This window comes from Leucobacter sp. Ag1, assembly GCF_000980875.1.
Lineage (GTDB): Bacteria > Actinomycetota > Actinomycetes > Actinomycetales > Microbacteriaceae > Leucobacter > Leucobacter iarius.
In genome coordinates this window covers 92,480-110,177 of the sequence record NZ_LAYO01000109.1, presented here as the reverse complement: position 1 = coordinate 110,177, position 17,698 = coordinate 92,480, and the positions used below count along the sequence as shown (strand labels likewise).

General features: G+C 70.9%; 12 protein-coding genes. 11 read left to right on the top strand and 1 reads right to left on the bottom strand.

The features are described from left to right. The first annotated feature begins 64 nt into the window (after positions 1 to 64). The 5 genes from XM48_RS14710 to sucD all read left to right on the top strand — a co-directional run bounded on the left by XM48_RS14710 (position 65) and on the right by sucD (position 7,762). Positions 65 to 2,677 carry an ATP-dependent helicase gene (locus XM48_RS14710; RefSeq protein ID WP_046456582.1) on the top strand — a complete coding sequence of 871 codons (2,613 nt, stop codon included), beginning with the start codon at positions 65 to 67 and terminating at the stop codon, positions 2,675 to 2,677. Between the two features lie 155 nt (positions 2,678 to 2,832). Further along, positions 2,833 to 3,918: a hypothetical protein gene (locus XM48_RS14705; protein WP_046456581.1), complete on the top strand. Its 1,086-nt coding sequence runs from the start codon at positions 2,833 to 2,835 to the stop codon at positions 3,916 to 3,918. Then, on the top strand, positions 3,915 to 5,489 hold the full coding sequence (locus tag XM48_RS14700; RefSeq protein WP_046456580.1) for a coenzyme F390 synthetase: 1,575 nt from the start codon (positions 3,915 to 3,917) through the stop codon (positions 5,487 to 5,489). The genes XM48_RS14705 and XM48_RS14700 overlap by 4 nt, the downstream gene beginning before the upstream one ends. 170 nt (positions 5,490 to 5,659) lie before the next feature. Continuing rightward, complete coding sequence (gene sucC, locus XM48_RS14695; protein ID WP_046456579.1) at positions 5,660 to 6,826, top strand: ADP-forming succinate--CoA ligase subunit beta; 1,167 nt, start codon at positions 5,660 to 5,662, stop codon at positions 6,824 to 6,826. A gap of 33 nt (positions 6,827 to 6,859) precedes the next feature. Next, the gene (sucD, locus tag XM48_RS14690; protein ID WP_046456578.1) at positions 6,860 to 7,762 is read left to right on the top strand and encodes a succinate--CoA ligase subunit alpha; all 903 of its coding nucleotides are present in this window, start codon (positions 6,860 to 6,862) and stop codon (positions 7,760 to 7,762) included. A 67-nt stretch (positions 7,763 to 7,829) separates the two neighbouring features. Here the strand turns inward: sucD and XM48_RS14685 are convergent, their stop codons facing one another. Further along, positions 7,830 to 8,420, bottom strand: coding sequence for a TetR/AcrR family transcriptional regulator (locus XM48_RS14685; protein WP_046456577.1), 591 nt, complete (start codon positions 8,418 to 8,420; stop codon positions 7,830 to 7,832). Positions 8,421 to 8,595: 175 nt separating this feature from the next. Here XM48_RS14685 and XM48_RS14680 point away from each other — a divergent pair, with 175 nt between their 5' ends. From XM48_RS14680 to XM48_RS14655, 6 genes are all read left to right on the top strand, one after another. Next, positions 8,596 to 9,903 carry an MFS transporter gene (locus XM48_RS14680; protein WP_046456576.1) on the top strand — a complete coding sequence of 436 codons (1,308 nt, stop codon included), beginning with the start codon at positions 8,596 to 8,598 and terminating at the stop codon, positions 9,901 to 9,903. Between the two features lie 58 nt (positions 9,904 to 9,961). Beyond that, positions 9,962 to 11,476, top strand: coding sequence for a carboxylesterase/lipase family protein (locus tag XM48_RS14675; protein ID WP_046456575.1), 1,515 nt, complete (start codon positions 9,962 to 9,964; stop codon positions 11,474 to 11,476). Beyond that, positions 11,473 to 12,222, top strand: a complete 750-nt coding sequence (locus XM48_RS14670; protein WP_052961548.1) for a phosphatase PAP2 family protein — start codon at positions 11,473 to 11,475, stop codon at positions 12,220 to 12,222. The genes XM48_RS14675 and XM48_RS14670 overlap by 4 nt, the downstream gene beginning before the upstream one ends. Positions 12,223 to 12,264: 42 nt before the next feature. Further along, a complete protein-coding gene (locus tag XM48_RS14665; RefSeq protein WP_046456574.1) occupies positions 12,265 to 14,550 on the top strand; it encodes a glycoside hydrolase family 3 C-terminal domain-containing protein in 2,286 nt (761 codons plus the stop codon). A gap of 72 nt (positions 14,551 to 14,622) precedes the next feature. Continuing rightward, on the top strand, positions 14,623 to 16,554 hold the full coding sequence (locus XM48_RS14660; RefSeq protein WP_046456573.1) for a DUF6350 family protein: 1,932 nt from the start codon (positions 14,623 to 14,625) through the stop codon (positions 16,552 to 16,554). A 72-nt stretch (positions 16,555 to 16,626) separates the two neighbouring features. Next, positions 16,627 to 17,691, top strand: coding sequence for a hypothetical protein (locus XM48_RS14655; RefSeq protein ID WP_046456572.1), 1,065 nt, complete (start codon positions 16,627 to 16,629; stop codon positions 17,689 to 17,691). The last annotated feature ends 7 nt before the right edge of the window (positions 17,692 to 17,698 follow it).

Here is a 17,698-nt window from a genome sequence, read left to right as displayed (position 1 = left end):
CCAGCCATGCTAGCCCGGCTCCCCGGGGGAGTATGTCGGTGGTCGCTCCTAGACTGGAACCACGATGAGCGAATTCGAACTTCTCGACCCGTCCGGCGTTCCCCTCGGCGACCCGGGCACCGGCGCCTCCGGCGCGCCGGATCCGCTGCTCGACGGCCTCAACCCGCCCCAGGCGCAGGCCGTCAGCACGCGTTCCCCCGCACTGCTCATCGTCGCGGGCGCGGGCTCGGGCAAGACCCGCGTGCTCACCCACCGCATCGCGCAGCTCATCCGCAACCGCGAGGCCTGGCCCAGCCAGATCCTCGCCATCACCTTCACCAACAAGGCGGCCGCCGAGATGCGCGAGCGCGTCGAGGGCCTGCTCGGCAGCGCGGCCGAGGGCATGTGGATCTCGACCTTCCACTCGGCCTGCGTGCGCATCCTGCGCCGCGAGGCGGAGCGCTTCGGCTACGTCTCGGGCTTCACCATCTACGACTCGGCCGATTCCCGAGCGCTGCTCAAGCGCATCATCAAAGACCTCGAGGCCGACAGCTACGGCTTCACCCCGGCCAACGCGAGCTCGAAGATCTCGCGGCTCAAGAACGAGCTCTCCGACGCCGACAGCTACGCGGCCACGGCCAACGCGAACGACCCGCGCGAGCGGCTGTTCATCGAGATCTTCCGCAGCTACGAGCAGGAGCTGCGCCGGGCCAACGCCTTCGACTTCGACGACCTCATCGGCCAGACGGTGCACCTCTTCCGCACCTTCCCCGAGGTCGCGGCCGTCTACCAACGGCGCTTCCGCTTCCTGCTGGTCGACGAATATCAAGACACGAACCACGCGCAGTACTCGCTGATCCGCGAGCTCACGCGGCCCGTCGAGCGCGACGTGGTCGAGCGCCTCGTTCCGCCCGTGCGCGAGCGCGAGCTCGACGGCCTCGGTTGCATCCCGGCCGCGAGCCTCACCGTCGTGGGCGACTCCGACCAGTCCATCTACGCCTTCCGCGGTGCCGACATCCGCAACATCGTCGAGTTCGAGCGCGACTTCCCGGGTGCCGAGGTGGTCAAGCTCGAGCAGAACTACCGGTCGACGCAGAACATCCTCTCGGCGGCCAACGCCGTGATCGGCAACAACCTCGACCGACAAGACAAGAGCCTCTGGACCTCGGAGGGCGACGGCCCGCAGATCGTCGGGTTCACGGGCTACTCGCAGCACGACGAGGCCCGGTTCGTGGCCGAGGAGATCGAGGACCTGCACCGCTCGGGCCTCGCCTACGGCGACGTGGCGGTGTTCTACCGCACCAACTCGCAGACCCGTGCGCTCGAGGAGCTGCTGATCCGGGCCGCGATCCCGTACCGGGTGCTCGGCGGCACCAAGTTCTACGAGCGGGCCGAGATCAAGGACGCCATGGCGTACCTCACGAGCCTCGCGAACCCCTACGATCCCATCGCCTGGTCGCGCCTCATCGGCGCTCCCAAGCGCGGCATCGGTCCCATGGCCGAGGCGCAGCTCGCCAACTACGCGGAGGCGATGGGCATCTCCTTCCACGACGCCATGCTCCGCGCGGGCGAGCTCTCGTTCGGGCCGAAGGTGCGCGCGGCGATCGAGAGCCTGGGCCAGCTGCTGCAGCGCGCGGCGCGCATGGCCGCGGGCGGCGGCGCCACCGACGACTCCGAGACCCGGAAGCAGCCGGCGCCCGTCGCCGACGTGCTGAAGCTGATCCTCGACGAGACGCAGATGATCGAGAAGCTGCGGGCGAAGCGCGACCCGCAGGACGAGGCCCGCGCCGAGAACCTCGAGGAGCTCGTCTCGGTCGCCAAGGAATACGACGTGCAGCACCCGGGCGTCGGGCTGCTCGAGTTCCTCACCGAGGTGAGCCTGGTCGCCGCGGTCGACGAGCTCGACGACGAGAGCGGCACGGTCTCACTCATGACCATGCACACGGCGAAGGGCCTCGAATTCCCAGCGGTGTTCATCACGGGCGTCGAGGAGGGACTGCTGCCGCACCAGATGTCGGTCGATGAGATCGGCGGCATCTCCGAGGAACGCCGGCTCATGTACGTGGGCATCACCCGTGCGCGCAAGCAGCTCTACCTGACCCTGGCCAGCACGCGCGCCCAGTTCGGCGACGTGCAGGTGGCGATGCCCTCGCGGTTCCTTCAAGAGATCCCCGAGTCCCTCATCGACTGGCGCCAGTCGCCGGGCGAGGTCACGGGCCGCGGCGGCACCGAGTCGCGCGCGCTGAACGCACCCCGTTCGGGCGCCCGCCCGAGTCGAGGCGGCGCCGGGCGCGGCGTCGAGTCCTCGGTCTCGTTCGGATCCGGCTCGGGCAGTGGCGGCTACGGACGCGGCGGATCGGGTGCCGCAGCGGTCTCCGAACCGGCGAGCGGCAACATGCAGTCGGCGCTCGAGCAGTGGCGCGAACGCAAACGGCAGGCCAAGGCCGCGCAGGCCGCGGGCGGCGGATTCCCGAACACGATCGTCGGCTCGGTCCGCGACAACGGCGACCTCGAGCTGGCCCCGGGCGATCGGATCCGGCACGACGAGTACGGCGCGGGCCGGGTCACAGGCGTCACCGGTGCCGGTTCGAAGCGCATCGCCCACGTCGTGTTCGACACGGTGGGGGAGCGCAAGCTGCTGGTCAAGCTCGCCCCCATCGCCAAGCTCGATGCCGGCCTCGACAGCGCCGAAGAGTAGCGCGGGCGCCGTCGAGGGGCGTGTGCGCTCAACCGGGTATCCAGCCCCAGTCGGACGAATCCGGCGCGGGGATCCGGCCGACGGTTCCTATCCGGCCGAGCGTTCGGACCGCCCATATGTCGCACCCCGCATGAGCCGCACCTAGACTCGGCCGCATGAGCGATTCGACGCTGAATCCGTGGCCGGCGATCCTGGAGGACGCCCGCAACTACCCGAGCCCGCACAACTCCCAGCCCATCAAGGTGCGGCCGCACGCCGCGGTCGACGGCGGATCCGGCGCGGTGCTCCGTGCCACGGTCAGCTACGACCTCGACCTCGGGCTCCCCGCCGAATCGTTCGGGATCCCGTTCGGGCACGTCTGCGCCGGCGTCTTCCTCGAATCGCTCGCCGTGGTCGCCGCGGCCCACGGCTACGACGTGCGCGAGACGCTCGACCACACCGAGATGGACTTCGACAGCCCGGACCGGCAGCACCGCATCGCCGAGGTCGAACTGGTGCCCCGCGATCCCGACGACCCGGGCGAGACGGAGCGCGACGCCGAGGCCCGCGCCGCCCTCGACCGGTTCCGTACCCGCCGCACCTCGCGCCGACCCTACGACCGCCGGGCGGTGCCGGCCGAGGTCCGCGCCGAGGCTGCACGCATCTGCACCGACGCCGGCTACGAGTTCCGCTCGACCGATGACGCCGCGCTCGTGCGCCGGATCGTGCACGTCAACCAGGCGACCCTCTTCGACGACCTCGAGAACGATGCCGTCTACGGCGAGATCATGCACTGGCTCCGCTTCTCGAAGGGCGAAGCCGCCGCGAAGGCCGACGGGCTCTCGGCCGAGGCGATGCTCATGCCCGGCCCGATCCTGCGTTACGCGATGGCGCACCGCGGGCTCTGGCGCGCACCGGTCATCGGCGCGCTGATCCGCAGCGTGTACCTGCGCACCATGCGCGGCGTGCACCAGCTCGGCTGGATCGAGGGGCCCTTCGGCGGCCCCGCCGACTACATCGAGGCCGGGCGCACGTTCATGCGGATCTGGCTCGAGCTGCACCGCCACGGCGTCGTGCTGCACCCCTTCGGCACCGTCATCACGAACCCGCGCTCGCACGCCCTGTTCGCCGAGGCGGTCCAAGCGGACGAAGCGGGGGAGCGACTGGCCTGGATGCTGTTCCGCTTCGGCTACAGCGAGACCCCGCCGCTCGCGCACCGCAGGCCGGCCGCCGCCATGACCCTGGAAGGGGCACCCGCATGAAACGCGCCGCCGTCTTCACCTTCGTCTGGATCCAGGACCACCTGGTCCGCCTGTTCATGCCGCGCGTGAACACCCACAAGATCCTGCTCGCACCCGGGATCGAGCCGCTGCGCTGGACCCTGGGGCGCTGGCGGGCCTGGCGCACCTTCGAACGCACGGCGAAGCGGGTGCCCGCCTACCGGGCGTTCCTCGGCGAACGGGGGTTCCCGACGCGGCTGCGCACCCGCGGTGGGATCGCGGCCGCGCTGCGGACGATCCCCGAGATGGACAAGGACAGCTACATCAAGCGGTGGTCGATCCCCGAGCGCTGCGTCGACGGCCGGATCCCGCGCCGCGGCGTGGTGGTCGACGAGTCGAGCGGCAGCTCGGGCACGCCGACGAGCTGGGTGCGCGGGCCGCGCGAGCGGATCGCGACGCGGCAGCTGCTGCAGCTCGGTTTCTCGAACACCGAGAGCAGCATGACGAAACCCCCGTTCGTGCTCAACGCGTTCTCGCTCGGCGCGTGGGCGACCGGCATGAACGTGACCACGTCGCTCACCGACGTCACCATGATCAAGTCGATCGGGCCGGACGCGACGAAGATCATCGCCACGATGCGCGAGTTCGGCACCGGCTTCACCTACGTGATCCTCAGCTACCCGCCGTTCCTCAAAGCGCTGTTCGACGACGACCGCCTCGACTGGTCGCAGTACGACATCGTCGCGGCGTTCGGTGGCGAGGGCATCAGCGAGAGCATGCGCGACCACATCCTGCGCACGGCGCACGCCGCGTACGGCAGCTACGGGGCGAGCGATCTCGAGATCAACCTGGCGATCGAGACCGACCTCACCGTCGATCTGCGCCGCGCGCTCGTCGAGCACCCCGAACTGGCTCACCGCATCAGCAAGCGCCACGAGTACGGGGTGCTGCCGATGATCTTCCAGTTCAATCCCTTCAACTACCAGATCGAGACCAACGCGGCGGGCGAACTGCTCGTCACGATCGCGCGTGCCGAGAACCTGAACCCCCGGATCCGCTACAACATTCACGACCGCGGGCACGTGCTGCGGCTGCGCGAGCTGGAACCGGTCCTCGAGGAGCTCGGACTGCAGCACCTGAAGCAGCGGCAGATGCTCGACCTGCCCCTGCTGTTCCACTACGGGCGCAGCGACCTCTCGGTCGACTTCAACGGCGCGGTGATCGGGCCGGACTCGCTGCGCGACGTGATCAACGCCGATCCGGTGCTGCTGCACGCGATCGAGAACCACCGGCTCATCTCGTTCGAGGACGCGAACGGCGATCGGCAGCTGCACCTCGCCCTGCAGCTCACCGCCGACGCGGATCGGGACGCGCTCGACGAGGATGCGCTCGCCGCCGGGATCTTCGCCGAACTGCGGCGCGGCAACGGCGACTTCCACAACGCGATCCTCACCTCGGCCGACGCGATGCTGCCGACGCTCGCCTTCTACGGCTTCCGCACCGGACCGTTCGCGGGGGACGGCAAGAAGCTGAAGAACGAGTACGTGGCGCAGCTGGACGCGGCCCAGGCCGCGTCCTCCGGGCTGGATCTGGGCCGGATCGCCGAACGCTGAGGCGCGTGCGGCCGGGGCGCGGACCGAGGGAATCGGAAGCCCTGGCGGGGTGGCGCGGTCGCGGGACGGACAGGCTGCGATGGTAGACTCGGGCACTGGTCGACTTATCTCGACATCGAGACATTTTTCTGCCTCGGACCCCCAATACTCCTAGCATGTAAGGACAGTACGTGGATCTGTACGAGTACCAGGCACGAGATCTCTTCGAACGATACGGGGTGCCGGTGCTCCCCGGGATCGTCGCGGATACTCCCGAGGAAGTGCGCGCGGCAGCCGAGAAGATCGGCGGCGTGGTGGTCGTCAAGGCCCAGGTGAAGGTCGGCGGGCGCGGCAAGGCCGGCGGCGTCAAGGTCGCGAAGACCCCCGACGAGGCGTTCGAGGCCGCGCAGGCGATCCTCGGCCTCGACATCAAGGGCCACACGGTCAACCGGGTCATGGTCGCCGCGGGCGCCGACATCAAGCAGGAGTTCTACTTCTCCGTGCTGCTCGACCGCGCCAACCGCTCCTACCTCTCGCTGTGCTCCGTCGAGGGCGGCATGGAGATCGAGGTGCTCGCCGTCGAGAAGCCCGAGGCGCTCGCGCGCATCGAGGTCGACCCGATCGCGGGTATCGACGCGGCCAAGGCCGAGGAGATCGCGCGCGCCGCGAAGTTCCCCGAGGAGCTCGTGGGCAAGGTCGTCCCCGTGTTCCAGAAGCTCTACGAGGTCTACGCGGGCGAGGACGCGACCCTGGTCGAGGTGAACCCGCTCGTGCTCACCGGCGCCGGCGACATCGTCGCGCTCGACGGCAAGGTGTCGCTCGACGCCAACGCCGACTTCCGCCAGCCCGGCCACGCCGAGCTCGAGGACAAGGCCGCCGAGGATCCGCTGGAGGCGAAGGCCAAGGCGCAGGACCTCAACTACGTGAAGCTCGACGGCGAGGTCGGCGTGATCGGCAACGGCGCGGGCCTCGTCATGTCGACGCTCGACGTCGTCGCCTACGCGGGCGAGAAGCACGGCGACGTGAAGCCCGCCAACTTCCTCGACATCGGCGGCGGCGCCTCGGCCGAGGTCATGGCCGCCGGCCTCGACGTGATCCTCGGCGATCCGCAGGTCAAGTCGGTGTTCGTCAACGTGTTCGGCGGCATCACCGCCTGCGACGCCGTCGCCAACGGCATCGTCGGCGCGCTCGCAAAGCTCGGCGACGCTGCGAACAAGCCGCTCGTCGTGCGCCTCGACGGCAACAACGTCGAAGAGGGCCGCGCGATCCTGAACGAGGCCGCGCACCCGCTCGTGACCCAGGCCGCCACCATGGACGAGGGCGCCGACAAGGCCGCCGAGCTGGCCAACGCCCGCTGATCCGACGACGAGACTGACGAAAGAAGCAACAGAATGTCGATCTTCCTGAACAAGGATTCCAAGGTCATCGTCCAGGGCATCACCGGCGGCGAGGGCACCAAGCACACCGCGCGCATGCTCGCCGCGGGCACCCAGATCGTGGGCGGCGTGAATGCCCGCAAGGCCGGCACCACCGTGTCGCACACCGACGCCACCGGCAACGCCGTCGAGCTCCCCGTGTTCGCGTCGGTCGCCGAGGCGATGGCCGCGACCGGCGCCGACGTCTCGGTCGCCTTCGTGCCCCCGGCCTTCACCAAGGACGCGGCCGTCGAGGCCATCGACGCGGGCATCGGCCTGCTCGTGATCATCACCGAGGGCGTTCCGGTCAAGGACTCCGCGGAGCTCTGGGCGCACGCCAAGGCCACCGGAAACAAGACCCGCATCATCGGGCCGAACTGCCCCGGCATCATCACCCCGGGCGAGGCGCTCGCGGGCATCACTCCCGCGACGATCACGGGCAAGGGCCCGATCGGTCTCGTCTCGAAGTCGGGCACCCTGACCTACCAGATGATGTACGAGCTGCGCGATCTCGGCTTCTCGACCGCCATCGGCATCGGCGGCGACCCGATCATCGGCACCACCCACATCGACGCGCTCGCCGCGTTCGAGGCCGATCCCGAGACGAAGGCGATCGTCATGATCGGCGAGATCGGCGGCGACGCCGAGGAGCGCGCGGCGGAGTACATCAAGGCGAACGTGACGAAGCCGGTCGTCGGCTACGTCGCGGGCTTCACCGCGCCCGAGGGCAAGACCATGGGCCACGCCGGCGCCATCGTGTCGGGCTCGGCGGGTACTGCGCAGGCCAAGAAGGAGGCCCTCGAGGCCGCGGGCGTCAAGGTCGGCAAGACGCCGACCGAGGCGGCCGAGCTGCTGCGCGCTGCATACAACGCGCTCTGATCCGAGCGATCCTCACGCAGAGGGGGTGGGTGCCGATCGGCACCCACCCCCTCTGCGTTTCTGCGACTCAGGTCGCGTGGTTCGGCGCGGGACTCGGTGCGAGCAGCGAGATGAACCGACGGAGATCGGCGGCCATGTCGATCTCGCGGTCGATCAGCCAAGCGGTCTGCAGGCCGTCGGCCATGGCGTGCACCGAACGGATGATCCATGCCGGGTCGAGGTCGCTGCGGATCCGTCCGGCGCGCTGAGCGGCTTCGAGCTCAGCGATCGCATATCCCTCGAGCCGGGCGGTGCGGTGCGCGAAGAATGCGCGCGCCGGGTGCTCGGGATCCGCGGCTTCGGCCGCGAGCTGGGCGTAGAGCTGCACGAGCCCGGGTACCGCGGTGTTGCGGCCGACGATCTCGAGCAGGCCTTCGACGATGTCCTCGCTGACGACGCGGTCTTCGTCGCGGGCGTCGCGGGCGGCGAGGATCGCGACGAAGAGCTCCTCCTTGCTTCCGAAGTAGTGCAGCAGACCGGCGGGGCTCAGCTCGACCGCATCGGCGATCTCGCGGACGGACGCCTTGCGGTAGCCGTGCTCGGCGACGACGCGGAGGGCGGCCTCAAGGATCTCCTCGCGCTTCGCGAGGCCCTTCGCGTACGCACCTCGCCGAGCCATGGGTTCAGGCTAGCGGACTCGCGGGCATCGGATCACGAAAGCCGATCATTGTTCGGAAATTGTGCGCTGTGCTCTTGCGCGGCCGACGCGAAGGTGACAAAGTGGTCGCCGAATCCTCAAATGCGAACGATGTTTGGTTTTGGATTCCCCTTCGACCCGCTCAACGAGGAGCATCATGACCATGCCGCCCACGGACCCGGCCGCAGGCCTCGCGCCGACCGGAACCATCACGACCGCGCCTCCCGGCGCCGGCGAACCCGCCGCCAGCCCACCCGCGAACCGGAGGCTGCTGCCGAGCCTGCTCTTCGGCTCGCTCACCCTCTACGGCACCTACGCGGGGCTCATCGCGATCCTGCTCCCGATCCAGGTGGCGCTGCTCGACGAGTCCCGCAAGGAGGCGAATCTCGCGATCGTCACGACGGTCTCCTTCGTGTTCACGCTCTTCGCGCAGCCGCTCGCCGGTGCCCTGAGCGACCGGACCCGGTCGAGGTTCGGCCGACGCGCACCGTGGATGCTCATGGGCGCGGTCGTCGGAGCCGTGTTCCTGTTCGGGATCGGCTCGCTCACGGACATCCTGTGGATCACGGTGTTCTGGACCGTGATCCAGGTCGCGCTGAACTTCCTCCAGGCGCCGTTGACCACGATCACCGCGGATCGCTTCCCGCGTGCGAAGCGCGGCGGAGCGAGCGCGATGATGGGCGTCGGCATGCAGCTGGGCGGCCTGCTCGGCGTCATGCTCGCCGGGGAGCTCGGTGCACGACTCGGCCTCGGCTACTCGGTGTTCGGGGCTGCCGTCCTCGTGATCACCGTGCTCTTCGTGGTGTTCAACACCGACTGGTCGTCGAAGGACGCCGCCGTCGAACTGTTCAGCTGGCGACGCTTCTTCGTCGGATTCTGGATCGACCCGAGGAAGTACCCCGACTTCGGTTGGGCTTTCGCCGCCCGCTTCCTGCTGATGCTCGGATACTTCGTGGTGGCCGCCTACTCGATGTACATGCTCACCGACTACATCGGGATGTCGCTCGAGGACGCGACGAACGCCACCGTGATGCTGACGCTCGTCTCGTTCCTCCCCACTCTCATCGCGATCGTGCTCTCGGGCTGGTGGAGCGACCGGATCGGCAAGCGCAAGGTGTTCATCTACGCGGCGTCCGCGGTCATGGTCGTGGGATTCGTCTTCCCCCTCGTCATGCCCGATATGACAGGGATGATCCTGATGAACATCGTCAACGGCGTCGGCTTCGGCCTCTACATGTCGGTGGACGCGGCGCTCATGACCGAGGTGCTGCCGAACGAGGGCACCGCGGCGGGCAAGGACCTCGGGATCCTCAACGTCGCGACCAACATCCCGCAGGCGCTCAGCTCGAGCGTCGCCCTGCTCATCATCACGCTCTTCGGCGGATACGCCATGCTGTTCGTATTCGGGATCGTGTTCGTCGTCATCGCCGCCCTCGCGATCATCCCGATCCGGAGCGCCCGATGATCGCGCGGTACCGGCCCGACCGTCGATTCGCGAACGTCCTCGAAGGAACGGAGACCCCATGACCCTGGAACACCCGGCATCGAACGGTGCGCTGCTCGGAACGGAGCATCCCGAGGTGCGCATCGCCGAGGGCCTCGTCCGCGGCCGCTGGCGTCCGACCACGGGCGGGCGGGGCAACGCGCGCTCGGCGGCGTTCCTCGGGATCCCGTTCGCCGAGGCGCCGGTCGGCGAGCTGCGCTTCGCGGCGCCGCAGCCGAAGGCGCCCTGGGGCGACGTGCTCGACGCCGCCGAGTTCGGCGCGACGGCGCAGCGCGGCGATCCCGGGGTGACGCTGATCCCCGAGCCGAGCATTCCGGGCGACTCGACGCTCAACGTCAACGTGTTCACGCCCGAGCCCGTCGCGGCGGATCCGGGAACCGGTCTGCCCGTGCTCGTCTGGATCCACGGAGGCGGATACTTCGCCGGGTCTCCGGCGAGCGTCTGGTACGACGGCCGCAACTTCACCCGAGACGGCGTCGTGACCGTCACCATCTCGTACCGCCTGGGCTTCGACGGCTTCGGCTGGATCGAGGACGCGCCCTCGAACCGCGGCGTGCGCGACTGGCTGCTGGCGCTCGAGTGGGTGCAGCGCAACATCGCGGCGTTCGGGGGAGACCCCGCGCGGGTCACGATCGCCGGGCAGTCGGCCGGCGGCGGAGCCGTGATGACGCTGCTCGGCATGGAGCGCGCGCAGCACCTGTTCCACGGCGTGTACGCGATCTCGGGGGCGCTCGCCGACGTGTCGGCCGAGCGGTCCGAGGCGTTCGGTCGGAAGCTCGCGGAGTCCGCGGGCGCGGCACCCACCCGGGCCGGCTGGTCCGCGATCCCCGAGGATCAGGTCCTCGAACTGCAGAAGGCCGCGACCGCCATGACGTCGGACTCGATGAGCGAGATCATCGACGAGGGGCTCCCGCTCGGTCCGGCGGTCGACGGCGAGCTGCTGCTGCGCCCCACGCCCGAGTCGTTCCGGCTCGGCGTCGGATCCGACAAGCCGCTCGTCCTCGGCGCGACCGATGACGAGTTCAGCATGGCCATGACGGACGCGGCGAAGGCCCTGCGCTGGGTGCCGAAGGGGATCCTGCTCGGCAAACTCGGCGTGCCGAAGTCGGCGCGGGGAGCCTATCTCGCGGCGAACGCCGATGTCGTCGCCGCGGGCAAGGCGCGGCTCGCCGGCCGGGTGCTCACCGACCGGATGTTCCGCACCGCGATCCTGCGCATCGCCGAGGACCGGGGAACCGCCCCCACCTGGGTGTACCGCTTCTCGTGGCCGTCCGGCGCCTTCGGATTCGCCGAGCACTGCCTGGACGTGCCGTTCTTCTTCGACTGCCTCGACGGGCCGGCCATCGAGCCGCTGGCCGGGCCGAACCCGCCGCAGGCGCTCGCCGACGAGGTGCACGCGGCGGCGGTCGCGTTCATCGCGAACGGGGATCCCGGCTGGCCGGCGCACGGCGGGGCCGACTGCATCGCGCGCGTCTTCGACGTCCCCAGTCGGGACGCACGAGACGCGTACGCCTCCGTCAGGCCGCTGCTGTGAGGGGCGCGTCGGCCGTGCGGCCCGCGTCGACCGCGCGGCCCCGGGCGCTGCTGATCGCGGGGATCGCCTTCCTGGTCGTCTTCGTCGGCATGGGAGCGGCGGTGCTCGCCGACCCCGCGAAACCGTGGAGCCAGGGCATCGACGACGCCTGGCGCTCGGCGGTGGGCGTCGGCCCCGACTCACCGCTTCCGGGTTCCCCGGTCGCGATGTTCTTCCAGCAGCTCGGTCAGCTGCCGGGCATGATCGTGTTCGCGCTCGTGCTCCCCATCGTGCTCGTCGCGCTGGGCCGCTGGCGCTCGGCGATCTTCGTGTTCCTGCTGCAGCTCGCGGGGCCGGGCCTCGTCTCGCAGCTCGCCAAGAACCTCGTGAACCGGCCCCGACCCGCCGCGGACGAGGCCGCCGGGCTCTTCGGGCCGCTGTTCACCGTCGACCACGGGTCCTTCCCCTCCGGGCACGCGGTGAGCGCCGCCGTCGCCGCGGTCACGATCCTCGCGCTGATTCCGCCGGCCAGGCGCGGGCTGCGCGCGGTCGGCTTCGTCGTCGCCGCGATCCTGCTGATCGGGATCGTCTGGCAGCGCACGCTGATCAACGCGCACTGGTTCAGCGACACCATCGCCGGAATCCTCGCCGGACTCGGCGTCGGCCTGCTGCTGCAGTGGGCCTTCTGGCCCGGCCTGCAGCGCGACTTCGCGCGCAGGCCCGGTTTCGCCCGCGGCCGGGCCCGGGCCGAGCACCCGGCGACCTGACCCACCCCTCCTCGATCCACCCCGACTCGCAAAGGACACGACATGACCGAATCACCGCGCGACCGACTCCCCGAACTCAGCACGGAGGAGAAGGCGTCGCTGCTGAGCGGCGCCGACTTCTGGACCACGAAGCCGATCGAGCGGATCGGACTGCCCTCGATCATGCTGACCGACGGACCGCACGGACTGCGCAAGCAGGCGGAGGCGAGCGACCACCTCGGGTTGAACGGCAGCGTGCCAGCCACGTGCTTCCCGCCGGCCTCGGGCCTCGGCGCGAGCTTCGACCCCGAGCTCGCCGAACGCGTCGGCGTCGCACTCGGCGTCGAGTCCGCCATCGAGGACGTCGCGGTGATCCTCGGCCCCGGCATCAACATCAAGCGCTCGCCGCTGTGCGGACGCAACTTCGAGTACGTCTCGGAGGACCCGATCCTCTCGGGCGAGATCGGTGCCGGACTCGTCCGCGGAATCCAGTCCCGGGGCGTCGGCGCCTCGCTCAAGCACTTCGCGGCGAACAACCAGGAGGATGACCGCATGCGCGTCTCCGCCGAGATCGACGCGCGCACGCTGCGCGAGATCTACCTGCGCGGGTTCCAGCGGGTCGTCACCGACGCGCAGCCGTGGACCGTGATGTGCTCGTACAACCGCCTGAACGGCGTCTACGCCTCCGAGCACCGCTGGCTGCTGACCGACGTGCTCCGCGACGAGTGGGGTTTCGACGGACTCGTCGTCTCCGACTGGGGAGCGGTGCAGAACCGGGTCGCCGGCGTCGCCGCCGGCCTCGACCTCGAGATGCCGTCGAGCGGCGGGCACACCGATCGGCAGGTCGTCACGGCGGTCGAGAGCGGCGCCCTCCCGATCGAGGCGCTCGACACGGCTGCGGGACGCATGCTCGACCTCGTCGGTCGGGCGCAGCAGCGCCCGTCGGTCGCGGGCCCGCTCGACGTCGACGCCCACCACGCACTCGCGCGCGAGGCGGCCGGCCGCTCCATCGTGCTGCACAAGAACGACCCGGTGGACGGCGCGGAGCCGCTGCTGCCGCTCGCTCCCGATGCCAGCATCGCCGTGATCGGCGAGTTCGCGCGCACCCCGCGCTTCCAGGGCGGCGGATCCTCGCACATCAACCCGACCCGCGTCGACACCGCGTGGGACGCGCTCTCGGCGGAGGCGGGCGACCGCGCAGCCTTCGCGGCGGGCTTCGCCTTCGACCCGCGGACCCCCGTCGAGGAACAGGCGCGGCTGCGCGACGAGGCCGCCGCGCTCGCCGCCGGTCGCGACATCGCCGTGGTGTTCCTCGGTCTGACCGACCCCGAGGAGTCCGAAGGATTCGACCGGGAGCACATCGACCTCTCGCCGGTGCAGCTCGCGCTGCTCGACGCTGTGCTCGCAGCGAATCCTCGCACGGTCGTGGTGCTCTCCAACGGCTCGGTCGTGGCGCTCCCGTTCGCCGACCGGGTGCCCGCGATCCTCGAGGCCTGGCTGCTCGGTCAGGCCGGGGGATCCGCGACGGTCGACGTGCTGCTCGGTACGGTGAACCCTTCGGCCCGCCTCGCCGAGACCGTGCCGCACCGGATCGAGGACACCCCGGCGTTCGGCAACTTCCCGGGCTCCTTCGGGCGGGTCCAGTACGGCGAGGGGATCCTCGTCGGCTACCGCTGGTACGACGCCCGACGCATGGACGTGGCCTTCCCGTTCGGCCACGGGCTCTCGTACACGAGCTTCGAGTACGGGAGCGCGCGCGTCGCCGAGCTCGGCGACGGGAACCTGCGGGTGGTCGTTCCCGTCACGAACACGGGAGCGCGCGACGGTCGCGAGGTCGTGCAGGTCTACGCGTCGATCGACGAGTCGGCCGTGGTGCGCGCCCCGCGCGAGCTCAAGGCGTTCGCCTCCGTCGAGATCGTGGCGGGCGAGACCCGCGAGGTCGAGCTCGTGGTGCGCTCCGAGGACCTCGCGTACTGGGACACTCGGGTCGATCGCTTCGTCGTCGAACCGGGGATCTACCGGTTCGAGGTCGGGGCATCGAGTCGGGATATCCGCAGCAGCGCGGCGATCGAGCTCGCGGGGGAGCCGATCCTGCTCCCGCTCAGCGAGGACTCCTCCATCGCCGAGGTGCTCGCCCACCCGGTCGCCGGCCCCATCGTCCAGGCCCGGCTCGCCGGAACCCGCGGGCAGATGGACGAGGCGATGGACGCCGGGGTCATGGGAGACGAAGCGATCGACAAGATGATGGAGTCCTTCCCGATCGGAAGGATCGCCGGGTTCCCCGGCATGGGGATCGACCGCGAGCAGGTCGCCCAGCTGATCGCGCTCGCGAACGCGCCGCAGGGCTGAGGCCCGGCCGGTGCACGCGGCCCGCGCGCCCTCAGGGGGCGCGCGGGCCGCGCTCGTTAGACTGCACCCAGCATGAGATCAATTCTGACGGCGATCATCGCAGCCATCGAATCAGTCGCCGTCGCGCTCGCGGGCGGCCTCCTGGTCGCGGCATTCGCCATGCTCCTCTGGGGCGCGGGCTTCGGCTTCGCGGCCGACCCGGGCGACGTCGGCGGGGCGGTGGCCGGCGGCTGGCTGCTCGCGCACTTCGTGCCGCTGCACTTTTCAGTGAGCGCCCAGGCCGCGCTCGGACTGGGCCTCCCGGCGCAGGCGCTCCAGATCCCGTTCTCGCTGGCGCCGCTCGGACTGACCGCGCTGACCGCCGTGCTGGCCGCGCGCTCGGGCTGGCGGTTCTCGGCCCGTGGCGGTGTCGGGGTCGCGGCGGTGCTGGGCGGCAGCATCGGATTCGGCGCCGTCGCCGCGGTCGCGGCGGCGTTCGCGGGACCCGTGCTCGACGCGCCGCGCTGGATCGCGATCGCGCTGCCCACGACCGTCTACGCGATCTCGAGCGGTGTCCCGTTCCTGGTGCGGGCGGCGACCGAGCCGCACGACTGGTGGCTCGCCGCGGCCCGGGGCCTCGGCAGGGTCCGCGAGTACCTCGGCGTCCGCAGCCTGCCCTCGTTCGGCTGGGCCATCGGTGCGGCGATCCGGATCGCTACCGCGTCGACCGTCGCGCTGCTCGGGCTGGGCGCGTTCGGTGTGGCCGTCGGGCTCATCGCCGGCTACGTCGACAGCATCTCACTGAGCCAGCAGTTGCAGCTGGATCCGCTCGGCGCGATCCTGCTCTTCGTGCTCCAGCTGGCGCTCCTGCCCGTCGCCGTGATCTGGGGCGCGACCTGGTGGACCGGGACCGGCTTCGCGATCGGCCAGGGGAGCTCGGTCTCCCCGTTCGGCACCTACCTCGGCCCGCTGCCGCAGCTCCCGCTGCTCGGCGCGCTTCCGCCGGAGTGGGCCGCCATCGGCGCCGCGGCCCCCGCCGTGGTGCTCGTGCTCGGCCTGGTGATCGGACTGCTCGCGGCCCCGCGTCTCGCCGGTCGCGCCCGCGGGCTCGCGGCGACGGTCGCGGTGCCGGTGCTCGGCGGGATCCTCGCCGGGGGCGTCATCGCGCTGCTCTCGGTCCTCGCCTCGGGCGCGGTGGGGCCAGACCGTCTCTCGGTCACCGGCCCCGACGCGTGGGCGGCCGGTGGATTCGCCGCGCTCGAACTCGGTATCGGCCTGCTGCTCGGCGTGCTGATCGGCCGTCGAGAGGTGCTGGTGCGGGCGGTCGGCGAGCTGCGGGTGCCCGACCTCTCGGCGCTGCCGATCCCCGGGCGCTCCGCGCGCGCCGGGGCCGTCGCCGACGGCACGGCCGAAGGCGCGGGAGCATCGGATCCGACGCCGGCGGACACCACCCGACCGAGGACGACCGGTGCGGATGCCACAGGGCCCCTCGATCTGCCGCTGCCCGAGATCGACGCGCACGAGCTCGCCGCGAGCGAAGCCGCGATCGCCGCCGGGACGCTCGAAGAGCAGGAGACCGCGCCGCTCGATCCGCTCGGCCCCGACGGATCCATCGAGCCGCAGGATCTCCTCGCGACGGACGCGGAGACGGGCGCCGACCCGGATCCTGCGGAGGAAGCCGTGCCCGTCGGCTCCGGCGCCGCGGATCAGGCGACCGTCGAGATCTCGGACGAGGTCGTCGCCGCCGCGCAGGATCAGCCCGAGGCGGACGACGCCCCGGAGCCGGCCGACCTCGCGGAGGAGCGCGCCGAGGACGAGCACGTCGATCCGCTGCTGCGCGCCTTCTCCTGGGACGCGAAATCGCCCGAGGGTGGATCCGTCCCGGACGCGATCGAGCTCGGACCCGAGAAGGGGCCGCGCGCACCGTTCCAGCTGCCGAAGGGGCTCCGTTCCCGGCTGCGTCGCGACAGTGTTGAGGACGATGACGCATCGCCGCACGGCGGTGACGGCGACGGAGTACGGTAGGGCCGACGCGCGGAATCCTCGCGCGATCCGGCGCGCCACGCGACGCCGAGCACAGCGAGCGGGAGTGAATCCATGAGCCAGCCCGGCACGGTCCAGGGCGCCCACCTGGTGGGAAGCATCAACTTCGACGACGCGGAGTCGACCATGCGCGTCGCCGCCGAGCACCTCGGCTCCCACCTGAAGCGGATCCCCGACGGCGAAGTGGGGGAACGGTTCCACTGGATCGCGTTCCAGCCCGACCGCATCGCGCAGGCTCCGGGCATCGTGCGGGTCGGCGACACCCCGATCCCGCTCCGCATGCTCGACTTGCGGCCGGTCGCGCTCGCGGAGGGCGTGCGCGCGGCCGACATCGCGCTGCCACCGCTCGGGTACGCGGACGCCGCGCTCGAATCGTGGACCGTCTTCGACCGGCTGCAGCGCGAGGGCACGATCCCGGCCGGCACCCGGTTCCAAGTCTCCCTGCCCAGCCCGCTCGGCGTCGTCGGCAGCTTCGTCGCCGAGGCGGATCGGGCCGAGTTCGAGCCGGTCTACGAAGCGGCGCTCGCGGCCGAGCTTCAGCGGATCCTCGACGCGATCCCGCACGACCGGCTCGCGATCCAGTGGGACGCCGCGCTCGAGTTCGCCATCATCGAGTCGGCCGCCTACGCGGAGCGCGGCGGCAAGCGCTACGGATGGTTCGACGACGCCTGGGCGGGCACGAGCGAGCGCCTGGCGCGCCAGATCGACCGCGTGCCCGCGGACGTCGAGGTCGGCGTGCACCTCTGCTACGGCGACGTCGCCGAGAAGCACTTCGTCGAGCCCTCGGACAGCGCGAACCTGGTCCGGTTCGCGAACCTGCTCGTGGGCGCCGCCGCGCGCCCCCTGACCTGGCTGCACCTGCCTGTGCCGATCGAGCGGGACGACGCCGAGTACTTCGCCGCGCTCGCCGAGCTGGCGCTTCCCGAGCACACGGAGCTCTACCTGGGCCTCGTGCACCGGGAGGACGGCACCGAGGGCGCTGCGCGCCGGATCGCCGCTGCGCAGCAGCACGTCGTGCGCCCGTTCGGCGTCGCCACCGAGTGCGGTTTCGGGCGGGCCCCCGAGGGCACCGCGGTGCCGCTGTTCGAGACCCACCGGGCGGTCGCCGCGGCCTGGTGAACCGGGT